Origin of the sequence: Rubrobacter tropicus (genome assembly GCF_011492945.1) — a bacterium.
Taxonomy (GTDB): domain Bacteria; phylum Actinomycetota; class Rubrobacteria; order Rubrobacterales; family Rubrobacteraceae; genus Rubrobacter_D; species Rubrobacter_D tropicus.
Window position 1 is genome coordinate 2224383 of the sequence record NZ_CP045119.1, and the last position, 16641, is coordinate 2241023.

Below are 16641 nucleotides of genomic sequence, written 5' to 3' on the forward strand. Positions count from 1 at the left end.
TGTAGCGGTCAGCCGTCAGCTTTCAGCCGTCAGCTCCTGGCGGCTCAGGAGAAGCCGGTTGGCGGTGTCGCGGGGTTTGGTTCATTTTGCGGACACATCAGCGCTCGGAGCGAAGGCTTTCAGGCGTCGGCGACCTTCTTTTGGCTGATGGCTGAGCGCTGAAAGCTGACAGCTATACGCTTCCCGACCCGACGAGCACGAGCCAGAGCGCCGTCCAGAGCAGTAGCAGGGACGCCCAAAGCGGCCGGCGCTCCTTGGGGAACAGCCGGTCCGCCGCGATCACGGGGATGCAGCCGATATAGAAGAGCCCGACGAGCAGGGTCGTCACGCCCGGGGTCGTGGTCGTGGCGAAGGGCATGGAGGCTGCGAAGCGGGCAACGGCTATCAGGATGGTAACGAGGAAGCCGTTGCAGGCGTTCAGCGGGTAGGCGAGGATGGGGGCTATGTTGCCGAGCGTGGAACCTAGAAGGCCGAGGGTCAGGATGGGGCCCGAGATCGGGACGGCCACGAGGTTCGTGAAGACGCCGACGGTCGAGACCTCCTCGAAGGTGGCAGCGACGATGGGCGCGGTCGCGACCTGGGCCGCTAAGGAGACCGAGAAGAGGTTTGTCAGGAAGCGGGGAGGCTCGCGGACCGGCCTGAGGACGGTCTTTTCGACGAGGGCGTTCAAGGGTTCCCTGATCAGCAGGATGCCGAGAACGGCCGCGACGGAGAGTTGGAATCCCGTGCTGTAGGCCAGAAGCGGGTTGAGGGCGAGGACGGCGGCCAGCATGGTCGTCGTGAAGTGGAGGGGCGAGACCTGGCGGCCGAGGGGTCCGGCCGCGAGCACGAACGTGGCTACCACCCCTGCCCTGATGGCGGAGGGCGGGGCGCCCGCGACGACTATGTAGAGCCAGGCGAGCGAGATCGTCACGCCGGCGCGGGCGTTCGGGGGCACGGCGGCCAGGCGCAGTCCGAAGAAGATCACGGCAGCGAGCACCGCCACGTGCTGGCCCGAGATGGCGAGCACGTGCGTAACGCCGCTGCGCTGAAAGTCCTCGTCCAGCTCCTCCGGTATGAGCGAGCGGTCCCCAAGCACCATGCCGCGCACGACAGCGGCCTCCTCCGGCCTCAGCCCGTGGCCGAGGGCGACGTCCGTACGACGGTGGACGCGTCCGATCCAGCCGGCCTCGCCCCCGACCGGGTAGACGCCGGTCGCCTCGACGACCGCGCCGATCCTTTTCGTGGAGAGGTAGCGGCCGTAATCGAAGCCGTCCTCGCCGACCTCGGGGAGTGAGATCTCCCCGTCCACCCTCACAAGGTCTCCTACCCCGACGCTCAGATCCGGGGCGAACACTTCGACGCCCCCGCCACGCAGCACCTCTCTCCCCTCGTGCCAGAGGTGATCCACGCGCACAGCCGTCCGGTACCCGAACCCGCTCTCCACGGGCGGCGAGGAGACCTTGCCGACAATAACCACCTCCCCGGGCTCCATTCCGGCGAGCTCGGCCAAGGGGTCGGACGCGCCGGCGTGCGCGAGGGCTATTGCTACTCCGCCCGCCGTGAAGACCGGCGCCATCAGGGCCATCAAGCGCCACTCCCGCGGCACGAGCTCCCGCCACACGACGGCCCCGACGCACACGATGACGCCGGCGAGCACGACCGCGAGCGCGAGCGCCGGCACGACCGTACCGACTACTATTCCTGCCGCCAGCGCCGTAGCCCAGAGGTCGAGACGGACGGGCGGCCTGAGGTCGAGGCCGAGCGGCCGTTCAGACGGTCGCAAAGGGTTCGATCTTCTCTATGGTCTTCGGCCCGATCCCCGGCACCTCTTCGAGCTCTTCGACGGCGGTGAAAGCCCCGTTCGCCCTCCTGTACTCTATGATCGCCTCGGCCGTGGAAGGCCCGACCTCGGGCAGCTCGTCGAGCTCCTCCACGTCCGCCCCGTTGATGTCGACTTTCAACGAGCTCTCCGACTCCGCCGCGACCTCCTCCAGCGACGCCGTGTAGACGACCTTCGGGGCGCCCTCCGAGACCCGCGACGCGTAGACCGCGCCCCCCGCGAGCACGACTACCACCACGAGCGAGACCAGCAGCCGCGCCCCGTTACGCCCGGTTAAAACGGCGACAGGACCGCCCGCGGAGTCCCCGCGTCGCGTGGCGGTCTCGAAGTTCGCGCCGTTCATACGTGGGTGTTCGGATGCTGGCTACCAGAGGTTTAGAGAAGAGCGCCGCCGCGCGACAAGAGAGGCAATATAAAGAGCTGAAAGCTGACCGCTGAAGGCTGACAGCTAATCGCTACAAATCGTGGAGCCGAGGGGGCTCGAACCCCTGACCTCCGCGCTGCCAGCGCGGCGCTCTCCCAGCTGAGCTACGGCCCCGGAAAATCCGTAAGAGTATATGCAGAGCGCCAAAGAGTGTCAACGTGGCGCGAGTTGTGGGCGGGCGTCGCCCCGGCGATGCCCTGGCGGTGCCCTGGCTAGGCCTCCCAGCGCTCCTGGGGGGCGCTGCGCCAGAGGGATTCCAGGCGGTAGTAGTCGCGGGCCTCGTCCGTGAAGACGTGGACCACGACGTCGAGGAAGTCGATGCTGATCCAGGCCGAGCCCTCGTCCACGCGCTTGGAGCGCGGGCGGTGTCCGGCTTCGATCATCCTATCGATCACCTCTTCCGCGACGCGCCGGGTCTGGCGGTCGGTCTCGGCGCTCGCCACCACGAAGTAGTCCGCGTAGGAGACGAGCTCGCGCAGGTCGATGATGGTGACGTCCTTGCCGAACATATCGGCCGCCGCCCGGGCCGAGACCTCGGCCATCTCGCGCGTGATCTCCTCGCCCTCAGTCCCGATGCCTTCCCGCCGGGCCACGGACTCGTCCCGCCTCACCGGATCTCCTCCCTCAATTGCTCCCCTTCCGCCCTTTTCGCGTCCCTTTCATAGAGCCTCCTCTCGATGATGATCTCCCGCACCGCCTCGGGCACGAGGTACCTTATGCTCTTCCCCTGCAACATCCTCCTCCGTATCCCGGTCGCCGAGATGTCCACCCTCGTACACTCGACGGGAAAGATCCGATCGAAGTTCCTGAGCCCCGCCTCCAGATGGTCCAGCTTGGAGAGATCGTACCCGGGCCTCGTCGCGGCCACCATGACGACCTCTTCGAGTAGCCGGTCGGGTTCCTTCCAGGAGAGCAGGTTGGATACCTCGTCGGCCCCGGTGACGAAGAACCACTCGTCTTCCGGCGCGCGCTCCTTGAGTATGCCCACGGTCTCAACGCTGTGCATCGCGCGCCCCGCGTCGACCTCGACCCGGTCGGCGGAGAAGCTCTCGTTGCCCATGACGGCGGCCTCGACCATCGCGTAGCGGTCCTCCGCGGTGGCGCGCACGCTCGATGCCTCCTTGTGCGGGGGTATGCCGCCCGGGACGAACATCACGTGGTCGAGGCGGAGTTCGACCATTACCTGCTCCGCTATGATCATGTGCCCCAGGTGCACGGGGTCGAAGGTGCCGCCGAAGATCCCAACCCTCACCGGAAGTCGAACACCGCCTCCCCTATCCGCACTTCGTCCCCCTGCTCGGCCCCCGCGCGCCTGAGCGCCCCGACGACCCCGCTCTTCTCCAACTCCCGCTGAAACCGCTCCACCCCTTCGGGGTTCTCCCAGTCGGTCTTCATCGCGAGCCGCTCCACCTCTTCGCCGGAGACCACGAACCCCCCGTTCTCCCGCCCGACCCTGAGTCCCCTCCAGGTTGGCTTGTAGACCCTGTGCTCGCGCTCCGTCCCCGCCGGCGCCGTCTTCCTGTCCATCCGGCTGACCATCCCCTCGACGTGGTCCCTGAACTCGACGACGCCTTCTCCCGTCGCAGCGGAGACCAGGAAGGCGCCGGGGAAAGCGTCGCGCAAGTAGCTCCGCAGTTCTTCGTCCAGGAGATCCACTTTGTTGAGGACGGTCACTGTTGGGCGTTCGGAGAGGCCCGCGGCGTGGAGCTCGGAGATCAGGGTCCCCTGCGCCCCCTCCGGGTCCTCGCTGGCGTCGAGCACGAGCGCGAGCAGCCGCGCCCGCGCCACGTGCCGCAGAAAACGGTTGCCGAGCCCCCGTCCCTCGCTGGCACCGGATATGAGACCGGGGATGTCCGCGACGACGAAGGGCCCCTTGTAGGCCTTCTGGTCGACCACGCCGAGTTGCGGCGAGAGCGTCGTGAACGGGTAGTCGCCGACCCTGGGCCTGGCGGCGCTCAGGGCGCGCAGCAGGGAGGACTTGCCCGCGTTCGGCAGGCCGACGAGGCCGACGTCGGAGAGGACCTTGAGCTCCAGCAGGATCTCCCTCTCCTCGCCGGGCATCCCCCGCTCCCTGAAGGCCGGCGCCTGCCTGGTCGAGGTCGCGAACGAGCCGTTGCCCCGCCCGCCCTCGCCCCCGCGTGCCACTACGAAAGAGGCACCGGGCTCTGAAAGGTCGGCGAGCAGGCCGTCGCCGTCGAAGACCTGGGTGCCGAGCGGCACTTCGAGGATCAAATCCTCGCCGCTCTCGCCCGCGCGGTTGTTGCCGGAGCCGTGTTTGCCGCGCTCGGCCTTTATGACCTGACGGCGGGCGTAGGGCTCCAGGGTGGAGAGGTCTTCCGTGGCGCGCAGGATTATGGAACCGCCGTCGCCCCCGCGGCCGCCGTCGGGCCCGCCGCGCGGCTTGTACTTCTCGCGGTTGAAAGAGACGCTGCCGTCGCCCCCGCGGCCTCCACGGACGGCGAAACGCGCTTCGTCGACGAACTGCAAAGGGGCTAGATACCCCCGGCGCTAGCGGTGGTCAGGCCGTGGCCTCCTCCAGGATGGGCTCCTCTATGACGCGCACGAGGCTCTTGCCGCGGGTGCGCCCGAAATCGACCCTACCGTCGACCTTGGCGAAGAGCGTGTCGTCCGAGCCCTTGCCGACGTTCTGCCCGGCCCGGACCTTCGAGCCGCGCTGGCGCACGATGATGCTGCCGGCCGTGACCGTCTGGCCGCCGTAGGCCTTGACGCCGAGCCGCCTGCCCGCGGAGTCGCGACCGTTGCGGGAAGAGCCGCCGCCTTTTTTATGAGCCATCCTGAACCTCCAGAACCTTCACCCGGGTCTGCGCCTGGCGATGCCCGGTCTTCTTTCTCGAATCCTTCTTCGCGCGGTACTTGTAGATGTGGATCTTCTCCCCGCGCAAATGCTCCAGGATCTCGACCCGCGCCGTCCTCGCGCCGAGGTCGAACCCCTCGTCGTCGACGAAGAAACCGACCGGAAGCTCGACCGAGTCCCCGACCTCGCCCTTGACGCGGTCCAGAATTAGCTCCTGGCCCTCTCTAACCCTGTACTGTTTCCCGCCGCTCTTTACAACCGCAAACATCCACCGCTCCTAGATTTCACAAACTTCCGCAAGGGATTACAAGTGCTTTACGACGGCTTAGTATACCCGTCCCGGTCCCCAGCGACCAGCCGGAATTACACCTTCGGGTGTTTAGAGACCTCCGAGCGGGAGCGCATGGCGATGCTCTGCAGGAGGCCGAGGGACATCACGCTCACGACCAGGCTGCTTCGCCCGTAGGAGATGAAGGGGAGCGGGATGCCGGTCACGGGCATGATCCCCATCGTCATGCCCACGTTCACGAGGACGTGGAAGAGGAACATGGTGCCTATGCCGACCGCGATCAGGACGCCGAAGCGGTCGCGGGAGGTCGTCGCGACGTGGAGTATGCGCCAGATCAGGAAAAAGAACAGGAAGATGAGCGCGATGCTCCCCACGAACCCGAACCTCTCCGCGAGGTTCGAGAAGATAAAGTCCGTGTGGTCCTCCGGCAGGAACCCGAGGTTCGCCAGCGTTGTCGCGTCGAAGCCCTTGCCCGTGATCCCGCCCGAGCCTATAGCCATCTTGGACTGGGCCACCTGGTAGCCGACGGTGTCCGTGTCGTTCTGGTTCATGAACGACGTGAGGCGGGCAACCTGGTACTCCTCCAGTATCCCGACCTTGACGGCGAACACGCCCGAAAGGATCGTGGCCAAAACGAGGCCCCGAGCTGTATCAGGCGGGCGCCGGCCACGTAGGCCATCACCAAAAAGACGGCCCGAAGACCGTCGCGGTGCCGAGGTCCGGTTGCACCAGCACCAGCAGGCCTGGGATCGAGATGATCCCGAGCGCCTTCAAGAAGACCCCGTGCTCTCCCACGGCCTTCTCGGCGAAAAAGCCGGCGAGCACCACGATCATGAGCGGCTTGGCGAACTCGGAGGGCTGCACCCTGATCGGGCCGACGTCGAGCCAGCTCGTGGCACCGTTGGCCGTGGCGCCCATCAGCGTCACGGCGAGCAGCATCACGATGGCGAGCCCGTAGATGGGCCGCAAGAACCTGCGCCAGACCCGGTAGTCGATGATGGCGAGCGGTATCGCCCCAAGGAACCCTGCGACGAAGCCGATGGCCTGGTTTGTGGCGTAGGCCTCCGTCGGGCTGGTGCCGGCCACGTACACGGCGAGGATGCCGAACGCGACGAGCGCCAGCGAGACGAGCACGAGCACGAAGTCCATGGACCGCCACAGGCGGAGGTTCTCTTTCTGGGCCTTCCGGTTCTCCCTGCGGAGAAAGTCCTCGCGGGTCAGGCTCACCTTGACTCCCACGCGGTTTTCTTGGTGTTGACGACCTTCAAGAGCCACCCTCCGACGAAGTATGCCAGCACGGCGTTGAGCAACGCGTCGGGGAGTATACCCGCGACCGCGTACTCGGCAAAAGGCGGCGACTCGAGGCCCGCCAGGCTCCGGGCCATCCAGCCGAGCAGGTCGTAGATCACGACGGACACGGCGACCACCTGCGCGAGGAGCACCCTTTCGGTGCCCCTTCGTTGCACGGCCCCCACCCGGAAGGCGAGCGTCGCCGCCGCGAGGCCCGAGAGCGCCCCGACGCCGAAGAGCCCGCTCCCCAAGGAGTCGAGCAGGATACCGCCGAAGAACCCGAGGAGGACCGCCTGAAGGTCGCGGAGGGGCGAGACGGCGAAGACCATCCCGATCAGGGCGAACTTCGGCGAGATGTACCCGAAGGTCAGGTAGGGTCCGAGGACGGCCTCAAGAAGCACGGCGACCGCAACCACGACGGAGGCCCGGACGACGGATGCCTGCTCCATCACCGCCTACCCCTCCTGGCCGGCCCAGCCGACGATGACCCTTACCTCTTCGAGATCGTCGGGGTCGATCGCCGGGTCGACCACGATCTTCTGGAACTGCTCGATGTCCTGTTCGGTCGCTGATTCGACCGTCCCGACGTAGAGGCCGGGCGGCTGCAGCAGCTCCCTCCCGCCGGACCTGCCGCTGGTGACCACGTAGTCGCCCTCCTCGGCCCTGGCGCTGAAGTCGACGTAGTCGACCCCGAAGTAGCCCTCGAGGCTCGTCTTGAGCATCCCCTGGCCGTAGGAGGCGTCCTCCGCGGTTACGGCCGGGGAGATCTCGCTAGAGCCCGGGTCGAACTCGGCGGGCGGCACGATCCTCACGCCTGCGGCGAACATGCGGTCTGTTAGCAGCACGACCTGCGCCGTGTTCCTCGAGACGTCCGTGGTGCGCCCGACGAGCGTGTTCTCCCCGACGACGACGGGCTGGTTGTCCTCTATCCCATCCTCGGTGCCGACGTCTATGACGATCCTCTCGGCGAACCGGTCGCCGACGGGGGCCACGACGCGCGCGAGCGGCCCGTACTCGTAGGCCGCCCTCTGGCCTTCGAGGAGCCCGGTCAGGCGCGCGTTCTCCCGTTCCAGGCGCGAGGCCTGGGCGGCGAGGGCCTGCGTGTCGCGCAGCTCGGCCCGCAGCCGCTCCTCCTCGCTGTTGTCGAAGGCGTGCCCGATCCTGTCGGCGGTCTCCCGGATGGGCGAGAACAACGCCCCGACGACGCCCCGCACGGGCTGCAGGACCTCGGCGGCGCCGAGCTGGACGGTGTGCAGGGGCCCGCACCGGCCCTGGGTCGAGCAATCCCCCTCTTTCACGTAAACGGTAAAGAGGACGAGGCTGACCACGCAAAGGGCACAGAGGGCCGCAAGACCGCTGGCTGCGCTGGACTTCCTCCGACCCACGACGCCTTAGGCGGAGTGGAGCGTGTTGCGGTAGAGGTCCATCTCCTCGAGCGAACGCCCACTGCCGATGGCGACGCACATAAGCGCGTCGTCGGCGACGTGCACCGGGATGCCGGTCTCGCGCCTGAGGCGCTCGTCGAGGTGCCTGAGCAGGGCCCCGCCGCCGGCGAGGACCATCCCCCGGTCCATGATGTCCGAGGCGAGCTCCGGCGGGGTACGGTCCAGCGTGTCGCGCACGGCGGCGACGATCGCGTCGACCGGCACGCTGATGGCCTCCCTTACCTCCTCGCTGGTTATGACGATGGTCTTCGGCAGCCCCGTCACAAGATCCCTGCCCCGGATCTCGGCGGACTCCTCATCCTCCAACCTGAAGGCGCTCCCGAGCTCTATCTTGAGCTGCTCGGCGGTCTGGGTGCCTATGGCGAGCTTGTATTCTTTCTGGATGTAGGTGCCTATGGCGTCGTCTATGTCGTCGCCGGCTATCCTGATGGAGGACTTGTTGACGATCCCGCCCAACGAGATCACGGCGACCTCGCTCGTACCGCCGCCGACGTCCACCACCATCGACCCCTGCGCCTCGTTGACCGGCATCCCGGCCCCGATGGCGGCGGCCAGCGGCTCCTCGATGGTAAACGCCTGCCTGGCGCCGGCCGACTCGGTGGCCTCCTTGACGGCCCGGAGCTCGACCCCGGTGACGCCGGAAGGCACGCACACGACGACGCGCGGTCCTATTAGGGAGCGGAAGATCCTGCGCTTGGCCTGGACCTTGCGGATAAAGTAGGCGAGCATCTTCTCGGTGACCTCGAAGTCCGCGATGACACCGTCCTTGAGCGGCCTCATCGCGACTATGTTGCCCGGCGTGCGCCCGAGCATGCGCTTGGCGGCCGAGCCAACGGCGACCACCTTGTCGGTCTTGGTGTCGATGGCGACGACCGAGGGCTCGGAGAGGACTATGCCCTGCCCCTTTACGAACACGAGGGTGTTCGCGGTGCCCAGATCTATCGCAACATCCCGCCCGAAGAGTCCTCCAAACATTCTCGCCCCATCCGTCCGTAGTTCAGCACCCCAACCGCGCATCAGGCGGCTAGAGCATTCCGTGTTCCTTCATACTAAAGTACCCGTCGCCCAAGATCACGTGATCGAGGACCTCAATCCCGATTATTTCCGCCGCCCCCACGAGCCTCCGGGTCACGTCCCGGTCCTCACGACTGGGCTCGACCTTGCCGCTCGGGTGGTTGTGGGCCAATACTATTCCCGCAGCACTCGCCCTGATGGCCGGTTTGAAGACCTCTCGGGGGTGGACCAGGGAAGAAGAGAGGGTTCCCACAGAGATCGTGGGGTATTCCAACACCTCGTTTTTGGTGTTCAAGAGCACCGCGACGAAGTTCTCCCGGTCAAGATTGGCGATCCGCCCCCTCAAAAGACTCTCAACGTCCGCCGGTGAGGATATCACGGGACGACCGGGGTTACGAACCCTACCCAACCGCTTCCCGAACTCCACGGCGGCCAGTATTATGCACGCCTTCGCCTCGCCGACGCCCTTGGTCTGGACGAGGTCGTGGACGGTCACGTTGTGGAGGCCGAAGAGGTCGCCGTGGGTAGATATCACCTCGCTGGCGAGCTCGACGGCGGTCTTCTCCCTGCTGCCGATGCCGAAGAGGATGCCGAGCAGCTCGGCGTTTGAGAGCGCGGCCGGGCCGGCCTCGAGCAGGCGCTCCCGAGGACGGAGCTCCGGGGGGAGCTGCTTTATGGTGTAGCGGCGTCCTTCCACGATTGGATTATCGGTATCTCGGGCTGCAGGCTTCAGGTCGCCTCCTTCGGAGGCTCTCAGGCGTCAGGGGTGCGGTGCGCAACCCCGACAGCTGAAGTCGCGCCCCGGGCAAATCGTGGGGACTCGGAACCGCGGCGACCTTGCTCCACCGCTCCTGAAGCCCGAAACCTGATGCCTGAAGCCTTCACTTCAGGGCCGCGGGACGCCGAAGCGGGCGAGCATGCGTCCGGTGAGGGCTAGCGGTAGGCCTACGACGTTGGTGTAGTCGCCCCCGATCCACTCCACGAAGGCCCCGGCCCTGCCCTGAATGGCGTAGCCGCCGGCCTTTCCGATCCCCTCACCGAGACGCGCGTACGACTCGACCTCGCGGTCGGCCACGCTGCGCATCCTGACCGTGGTCATCGCGTGGCCCCAGATGACGCGGTCACCCCGCGCGACGGCCACGCCGGAGTAGACCTCGTGAGGACGGCCGAGCAGGCTCTTCAGCATCCGTCTTACGTCTTCGGCGTCTTTTGCCTGGCCCAGGACGCGCTTCCCGGCTGGAAGGCCCGGCGCGTAGACGACCGTGTCGGCGGCTAGCACTACCGAGTCCGTCCCGCCGGCCACAGCGAGGGCCTTGCCGCGGGCGTTCGTCTCGGCGGTCTCTCTTGGATCTTCTAAAGAGACCTCGGGGAAGCCGCTGCGCGCGGCCACGAAGTCGTAGCCCGCCGCGCGGAGAAGGTCCACGCGGCGGGCCGATTCGGAGGCGAGGACGAAGCGCAAGCTCTCTCTACTGGCCGAAAAAGAGGCCCAGCTCCCTTTGCGCGCTCTCGGGGGAGTCCGAGCCGTGGACGAGGTTGTCCGGGAGGGAGAGGGCCAGGTCGCCCCTGATCGTGCCCGGGGCGGCCTCGGCGGGGTTCGTCGAGCCCATGAGGGTGCGCATCACCTTGATGGCGCCCTCGCCGCGCACCCGCATGGCGACGACCGGGGTCGAGGTTATGAACTCCACGAGCTCCTCGAAGAACGGCTTCTCGCGGTGCTCGGCGTAGTGCTCCTCGGCGAGCTCGCGGCTCACGTTCATCTTCTTCAGGGCGTCGATGTCCAGGCTCTTCGCCTCTATGCGCCGTATGATCTCACCGACGAGCCTGCGGCGGACGCCATCGCCCTTTACCAGTACGAGTGTCTCTTCCACGTCTATCTCCTATCCAGCGTTTGTTACCAGGTCATTTTCTTGCCGGAGCGTTGGTCCGTGCCGCAGTACGGGCACATCCCCCACTCCTGGTTGAGCGGCCTGTCGCAGTTGATGCAGGGCTTCTTGAGCTCCCAGGCGCAGGTAGGGCAGATCAGGTAATCCTTCTCCACCAGGTTGCGGCAGTTCGGGCAGAGAAGGATGCTGTTGCGCAACTCCCTTTCCAGGACCGCCGTCTCGAGCTCGCGCTCGCGGGACTCGTCCAGGTACTCGGGGGGGCGGACTATCAGGTAGATCAGGGTCCCTACGTAAGGGAAGATGACCGCCACGATGCCCCACAAGACCCGCGTGGCCCCGCGTCGCCCGGCGTCCGTGTAGGTCCAGTAGACGAGCGCGACCCACAGCACGACGAAGAGCAGCACGATGAGCTGGCCCGAGATCCTGAGGATCGGGCTGTCCAGAAAGTCGGAGATGATCTGGAACGGATCTGCGTCTTGCTGCAGCATCAGCAGCGCGCTTGCGGCCAAACTCATGAGATAAACCTTACCATTAGGACGTATCCGAGCACAAAAGCCGCCACGGCCACGACCAAAAGCAGGCCCACGAGGCGCCAGATCCCCCTACCCGTCACGCAACCACCGCAACACGGGCGCCGCCGTGGCGAAGGAACCCAAAACCAGCACGGCCCCTCCTTCCCCCGCGACACCCCGGACGGCGACGCGAACCGCCTCTACCGGGTCCTCCACAGTCAACGTCTCGTCCCCCTCCGCCTCTAGCCGCCCCGCCGAAACCTCCGCCGGCTCCGCGGCCCTCTCGCCCTCCGGGCGCGTCAACACGACCGTCCGGGCCCGATTACTCAAGGCGGTAAGCATACTGACAGCATCCTTGTCTCGCAAGACGCCGAAGACCACGGCGAGCGGCATCCCGCCATAGACCCCGTCCATCGCCTCCAGGGCGGCCTCCACCCCGGAGACGTTGTGCCCTCCATCCACGACGACAGGCACCCCGTCTACCCGATACTCCTCGAATCGCGCGGGCAATGCCCCCGCGACGGCTCTGAAGGCTCGGGATCTCGCCCCGTCATCCAGCTTCTCCCCCGCCAACTCCTCGGCAGCCCTCACCCCGAGCGACGCGTCCCGAACCGAGTAGGGCGGCATCGTTTTCGGGGCACGGTATCCCGGCCTCGAGGCTGCCCGGACGAGGCGGGCGCCGACCTCCGCGCACCGGTCGCGCGCCATGGAGAGGACGGTCGGGTCGTCGGTGCCGAGGATCAGGACCGAGCCGGAAGAGACGCTGGCGAGTTTCTCGGACGAGATCTCCCCTACCGTCTCCCCGAGGTACTCGGCGTGATCCAGCCCCACGTTGGTCAGCACCACCGCCTCAGGCCCGGCGGCCGTTGTCGCGTCATACCTGGCGCCGAGCCCGGCCTCGAGCACCGCCCACGCAAGCCCCTCGTCGGCGAAGAGCTTGACCGCCCCCGCCGTCAACAACTCGAACTGGGAAGCGGGAACGCCGTGCCGATCCGCGACCTTCATGGTCTCGCCCATCGCGGCGGCGAAGCGCTCTTCGGAGACAGACCTCCCGCCGACCATGACGCGTTCGGTATACGAGAGCACGTGCGGAGACAGGTACGTTCCCGCGGGGTGCCCCGCCCCCGACAGCGCGGCGGAGAGCGCGACCGCCGTCGTGCCCTTGCCGTTCGTCCCGACCACCTGGACTACCCGGACTTTTCGGTGAGGGTCTCCGAGAAGCGAGAGCAGGGCTTCTATGCGCTCGAGCCCCATCGTTACGCGGCGGCGGCGGTCCAACTCGCGGCACACCGAATCGAAAGAGGAGGTCAACGTGGGGCTAGAGGTAGCCTTCCAGGCGGACGTTGAGCGTTTCGAGCATCCGGGTATTGGTCTGGAGTTTCTCGCGCTCGGCCGAGACCACGGCGGCCGGGGCGCGCTCGACGAACTTCTCGTTCGAGAGCTTGCCTTCCGCCCGCTTCACTTCGCCTTCTACGCGCGAGATCTCCTTGCGCAGGCGTTCTATCTCACCCCGCCTCAACTCCTCGCTCAACGCCAACTCGACCACCGCGTCGCCCGCCGGCAACGTCGCCGTGGCATCGCTCCGGATCTCATCGACCAACCCGACCCCCGTCAGGCTTCCGAAGACCGCGCGATCTACCTCGCCAGACACCCGGCCTTCGAGCCGCCCGTCCACCCTGGATTCGGCCCTGAAGGACCTGACCGCGGAGACGGCGCGTTTGGTACGGCCCAGCAGAGCGTCGGCTTCCGCATCTTCTAGCGAGGAGTCGTAGGTCGGAAACTCACGTCGGGCGAGGGGTCCTTCTTCGCCCATGATGCCGGCCATCTCCTCCGTGGCGAACGGCATGACGGGGTGGAGCAGCTTCAGGGTGCCGACGAACACCTCCCTCAATACGCGTGGCGTCGCGGGAGACGGGCTGGCTTTTGCTATCTCGATGTACCAGTCGGCGAACTGATTCCAGGCGAAGCCGTAGATCAGACGCATCGCCTCGGAGAACTCGCACTCTTCGAGCAATCCGTCGTACTCGCGGGCCGTGCGGTTGAACTCGGAGAGGATCCAACGGTCCGAAACGGACATTTCTCCGTCTCCGTCGGGCTCGGGGTAGTTCAAGATAAAGCGGGTCGCGTTCCAGAGTTTGGTAACGAAGGCGCGGCCCATGGCGGCGCGTTCGTAGGAGTAGGCGAAGTCCTGGGTCGAGGACTGGTACAGGAGGCCGAAGCGGACGGCGTCCGTGCCGTACTCCTCGAAGAGGTCGAGGGGGTTGATGGTGTTGCCCTTCGACTTGCTCATCTTGGTGCCGTCCTCGGCCAGGACTATGGAGTGAACGTTCACCTTTTCGAACGGGACTTCGCCGCGGAAGCGGAGGCCCATCATGATCATACGCGCCACCCACAGGTACATGATCTCGCGGGCCGTCGAGAGCAGGCTCGTCGGGTAGAAGTACTCGAGGTCCTCGTTCTCTTCCGGCCATCCGAGCGTGGCGAACGGCCACAGGCCGCTCGAAAACCAGGTGTCGAGGATGTCCGGGTCTTGCTCCCAGCCCTCGCCCGGCGACTCCTTCGAGGCGACGGTCTCGCCGTCCGGTCCGTACCAGACGGGGATTCTGTGGCCCCACCAGAGTTGGCGGGAGACGTTCCAGTCGTGGATGTTCTCGAGCCAGCGGATAGTCTCCCGGCGCCAGGAGTCGGGGTAGACCGTGATCTCGCCCTTCTTCAGCGCCTCTATCGCGGGTTTGGCGAGCTCTTCCATCGCCACCCACCACTGCTCAGAGAGCCACGGCTCGATCACGGCCCCGCACCGGTCGCAATGCCCGACCCTGTGCCTGTAGTCCTTCACTTCGCCGAGAAGTCCCATCTCCCCCAACCGCTCGACCACGGCCTTGCGCGCCTCGAAGCGGTCAGTGCCGGCGAAGTCCGCGCCGTTCTCGTTGATCGTGCCGTCCGGGTTGAGGACGTTGACGGCTTCGAGGCCGAGCCTCTGGCCGATCTCGTAGTCGTTCGGGTCGTGGGCCGGCGTCACCTTCAGGATGCCGGTCCCGAACTCGGGCTCGACGTGGTCGTCGGCGAAGACCTCGATCTCACGCCCCACGAACGGGACCGTGACTCGCCTCCCGACGAGCGCTTTGTACCGTTCGTCTTCCGGGTTGACGACCAGCGCCACGTCGCCGAGCATCGTCTCGGGGCGGGTGGAGAAGACCTGCACGAAGTCATTGCCGTCGGGGCCGGGGCCCCTGCCGTCCGAGAACGGGTAGCGGAGGCCGTAGAGCCTGCCGTCCGTGTCCTCGTAGTTGACCTCCAGGTCCGAGATGGCCGAGCGGTCGCGGGGGCACCAGTTGACGATGCGCGTGCCGCGGTAGATGGATCCGTCGTTGTACAGCTCGATAAAGGCCGTGAGCACGGAGTCGACGTACTTCTCGTCCATCGTGTAGCGCAGGCGGCGCCAGTCCGCGGAGGCGCCGAGGCGCCTGAGCTGGCCGAGCATCGTGCCGCGGGCCTCCTCGGCGAACTCGCGGCACCGCTCGATAAACTCCTCGCGCCCGACCTCCCACTTCGTCTTGCCTTCTTCGCGAAGAATTTTGCGCTCGAGCACGTTCTGGAGCGCGATGGAGGCGTGGTCCACGCCGGGCAGCCAGAGGGCCTCGTAGCCCTTCATGCGGGCCCTGCGGGCGAGGGTGTCCTGGATGGAGCCGTTCAAAGCGTGGCCCATGTGGAGCGCCCCCGTCACGTTCGGCGGGGGCATCACAATGCAGTACGCGGGCTTGTCGGGGTTAGGGTCGGCCTCGAAGGCGCCCGTCCTCTCCCACTCCTCGTAGAGGCGCGCCTCCACGGCGCGGTGGTCGTATGTTTTTGGTATCCCGGTCTGGCTCAAGGAACCTTTAAGCCGTCTCTTCTTCGTCGTACGAGTATTTCTGCGCGCCCGTCACGAGCGAGGGCTGCACGCCCTCCTTAACCGTGTCCGCGTCGACCACGCACTTGTTCACGTCCGAGCGGCTCGGCAGGTCGTACATCGTCGGCAGTAGCGAACTCTCCAGGATGCTTCGCAGACCCCGGGCGCCCGTGCCGCGTTCGAGCGCCAGCTCCGCGACGGCCGCGAGGGCCTCGTCGGTGAAAGTGAGGTCCACCTTGTCGTAGCGGAAGAACTGGCGGAACTGTCGGACCAGGGCGTTCTTCGGCTCGGTCAGGATGCGGACCAGGTCCTCCTGCTCGAGCAGGCGGAGCGTCGAGATCACCGGCAGGCGGCCCACGAACTCGGGGATCAGGCCGTACTTCAAGAGGTCCTCGGGCTGGACGTGCTGCAAGAGGGCGTCGTCCTCCTGCTTGAGCCGCTGGTCCACGTCGGAGCCGAAGCCTATGCTTTTCTTGCCGATGCGCTGGCGGATGATCTCCTCCAGCCCCCCGAAGGCCCCGCCGCAGATGAACAGCACGTTCTTCGTGTCGATCTGCAAAAAGTCCTGGTGCGGGTGCTTGCGCCCGCCCTGCGGCGGGACGGATGCTACCGTACCCTCAAGGATCTTGAGCAGGGCCTGCTGGACGCCCTCGCCGGAGACATCGCGCGTTATAGACGGGTTGTCCGACTTGCGGGCGACCTTGTCTATTTCGTCGATGTAGATGATCCCGGTCTCCGCCTTCTTCACGTCGAAGTCGGCGGCCTGGATCAGCTTGAGCAGGATGTTCTCGACGTCCTCGCCGACGTAGCCGGCCTCGGTGAGCGCCGTCGCGTCGGCGATGGCGAAGGGTACGTTGAGGATGCGGGCGAGAGTCTGCGCCAGTAAGGTCTTCCCTGATCCGGTCGGGCCGAGCATCAGGATGTTGGATTTCTGGAGCTCGGTACCGTCGGTCGCTTCGGCGCCCATCTGGATACGCTTGTAGTGGTTGTAGACGGCGACGGCCAGGACCTTCTTGGCGTCCTCCTGGCCGATAACGTACTCGTTGAGGATGCGGTTGATCTCGCGGGGCTTCGGGAGGTCGTCGTCCTTGAGAAGCTCTGGTCCCGAGAACTCTTCGTCGATGATCTCGTTACAAAGCTCGATGCACTCGTCGCAGATGTAGACGCCGGGGCCTGCTATGAGCTTCCTGACCTGGCGTTGGCTCTTTCCGCAGAAAGAGCACTGCAGCTGATCCGACGGGTCCCTCATACCGTTAAGGCC

General features: G+C 66.4%; 19 protein-coding genes and 1 tRNA gene. All 20 read right to left on the bottom strand.

What is annotated here, in order from left to right; genetic code table 11:
• Positions 1 to 172: 172 nt before the first annotated feature.
• The 20 genes from GBA63_RS11100 to clpX all read right to left on the bottom strand — a co-directional run bounded on the left by GBA63_RS11100 (position 173) and on the right by clpX (position 16629).
• A complete protein-coding gene (locus GBA63_RS11100; RefSeq protein ID WP_166176075.1) occupies positions 173 to 1765 on the bottom strand; it encodes a ComEC/Rec2 family competence protein in 1593 nt (530 codons plus the stop codon).
• Complete coding sequence (locus tag GBA63_RS11105; RefSeq protein ID WP_207956720.1) at positions 1752 to 2165, bottom strand: ComEA family DNA-binding protein; 414 nt, start codon at positions 2163 to 2165, stop codon at positions 1752 to 1754. Before GBA63_RS11105 ends, GBA63_RS11100 begins: the two co-directional genes overlap by 14 nt.
• Positions 2166 to 2287: 122 nt before the next feature.
• Positions 2288 to 2360: transfer RNA gene (locus GBA63_RS11110), tRNA-Ala, on the bottom strand.
• 98 nt (positions 2361 to 2458) lie between these two features.
• Positions 2459 to 2857 carry a ribosome silencing factor gene (gene rsfS / locus GBA63_RS11115; RefSeq protein WP_166176077.1) on the bottom strand — a complete coding sequence of 133 codons (399 nt, stop codon included), beginning with the start codon at positions 2855 to 2857 and terminating at the stop codon, positions 2459 to 2461.
• Positions 2854 to 3498 (bottom strand): nicotinate-nucleotide adenylyltransferase, encoded by a 645-nt coding sequence (nadD, locus tag GBA63_RS11120; RefSeq protein WP_166176079.1) that lies wholly within the window; start codon positions 3496 to 3498, stop codon positions 2854 to 2856. Before nadD ends, rsfS begins: the two co-directional genes overlap by 4 nt.
• A complete protein-coding gene (gene obgE / locus GBA63_RS11125; RefSeq protein WP_166176081.1) occupies positions 3495 to 4733 on the bottom strand; it encodes a GTPase ObgE in 1239 nt (412 codons plus the stop codon). Before obgE ends, nadD begins: the two co-directional genes overlap by 4 nt.
• Before the next feature lie 31 nt (positions 4734 to 4764).
• The gene (gene rpmA, locus GBA63_RS11130) at positions 4765 to 5040 is read right to left on the bottom strand and encodes a 50S ribosomal protein L27 (RefSeq protein WP_166176083.1); all 276 of its coding nucleotides are present in this window, start codon (positions 5038 to 5040) and stop codon (positions 4765 to 4767) included.
• The gene (gene rplU, locus GBA63_RS11135; RefSeq protein ID WP_166176085.1) at positions 5030 to 5329 is read right to left on the bottom strand and encodes a 50S ribosomal protein L21; all 300 of its coding nucleotides are present in this window, start codon (positions 5327 to 5329) and stop codon (positions 5030 to 5032) included. Before rplU ends, rpmA begins: the two co-directional genes overlap by 11 nt.
• A gap of 95 nt (positions 5330 to 5424) precedes the next feature.
• Positions 5425 to 5982, bottom strand: coding sequence for an FtsW/RodA/SpoVE family cell cycle protein (locus GBA63_RS23985; RefSeq protein ID WP_166176087.1), 558 nt, complete (start codon positions 5980 to 5982; stop codon positions 5425 to 5427).
• A gap of 46 nt (positions 5983 to 6028) precedes the next feature.
• Positions 6029 to 6577, bottom strand: a complete 549-nt coding sequence (locus GBA63_RS23990) for an FtsW/RodA/SpoVE family cell cycle protein (RefSeq protein ID WP_166176089.1) — start codon at positions 6575 to 6577, stop codon at positions 6029 to 6031.
• The gene (mreD, locus tag GBA63_RS11150; RefSeq protein ID WP_228282549.1) at positions 6574 to 7089 is read right to left on the bottom strand and encodes a rod shape-determining protein MreD; all 516 of its coding nucleotides are present in this window, start codon (positions 7087 to 7089) and stop codon (positions 6574 to 6576) included. The genes GBA63_RS23990 and mreD overlap by 4 nt, the downstream gene beginning before the upstream one ends.
• Before the next feature lie 6 nt (positions 7090 to 7095).
• Positions 7096 to 8025, bottom strand: a complete 930-nt coding sequence (gene mreC / locus GBA63_RS11155; protein ID WP_166176093.1) for a rod shape-determining protein MreC — start codon at positions 8023 to 8025, stop codon at positions 7096 to 7098.
• A 6-nt stretch (positions 8026 to 8031) separates the two neighbouring features.
• Positions 8032 to 9060: a rod shape-determining protein gene (locus GBA63_RS11160; RefSeq protein WP_166176095.1), complete on the bottom strand. Its 1029-nt coding sequence runs from the start codon at positions 9058 to 9060 to the stop codon at positions 8032 to 8034.
• A gap of 49 nt (positions 9061 to 9109) precedes the next feature.
• Positions 9110 to 9799 carry a RadC family protein gene (gene radC / locus GBA63_RS11165; RefSeq protein WP_166180082.1) on the bottom strand — a complete coding sequence of 230 codons (690 nt, stop codon included), beginning with the start codon at positions 9797 to 9799 and terminating at the stop codon, positions 9110 to 9112.
• Between the two features lie 186 nt (positions 9800 to 9985).
• The gene (locus GBA63_RS11170; RefSeq protein WP_166176097.1) at positions 9986 to 10558 is read right to left on the bottom strand and encodes a Maf family protein; all 573 of its coding nucleotides are present in this window, start codon (positions 10556 to 10558) and stop codon (positions 9986 to 9988) included.
• Positions 10559 to 10565: 7 nt separating this feature from the next.
• The gene (ndk, locus tag GBA63_RS11175; RefSeq protein WP_166176099.1) at positions 10566 to 10967 is read right to left on the bottom strand and encodes a nucleoside-diphosphate kinase; all 402 of its coding nucleotides are present in this window, start codon (positions 10965 to 10967) and stop codon (positions 10566 to 10568) included.
• Positions 10968 to 10990: 23 nt separating this feature from the next.
• The gene (locus GBA63_RS11180) at positions 10991 to 11497 is read right to left on the bottom strand and encodes a double zinc ribbon domain-containing protein (protein ID WP_166176101.1); all 507 of its coding nucleotides are present in this window, start codon (positions 11495 to 11497) and stop codon (positions 10991 to 10993) included.
• Positions 11498 to 11584: 87 nt separating this feature from the next.
• On the bottom strand, positions 11585 to 12805 hold the full coding sequence (locus GBA63_RS11185) for a bifunctional folylpolyglutamate synthase/dihydrofolate synthase (RefSeq protein WP_166176103.1): 1221 nt from the start codon (positions 12803 to 12805) through the stop codon (positions 11585 to 11587).
• A 7-nt stretch (positions 12806 to 12812) separates the two neighbouring features.
• Complete coding sequence (locus tag GBA63_RS11190) at positions 12813 to 15362, bottom strand: valine--tRNA ligase (protein ID WP_166176105.1); 2550 nt, start codon at positions 15360 to 15362, stop codon at positions 12813 to 12815.
• Between the two features lie 7 nt (positions 15363 to 15369).
• On the bottom strand, positions 15370 to 16629 hold the full coding sequence (clpX, locus tag GBA63_RS11195; RefSeq protein ID WP_166176107.1) for an ATP-dependent Clp protease ATP-binding subunit ClpX: 1260 nt from the start codon (positions 16627 to 16629) through the stop codon (positions 15370 to 15372).
• Between the last annotated feature and the right edge of the window lie 12 nt (positions 16630 to 16641).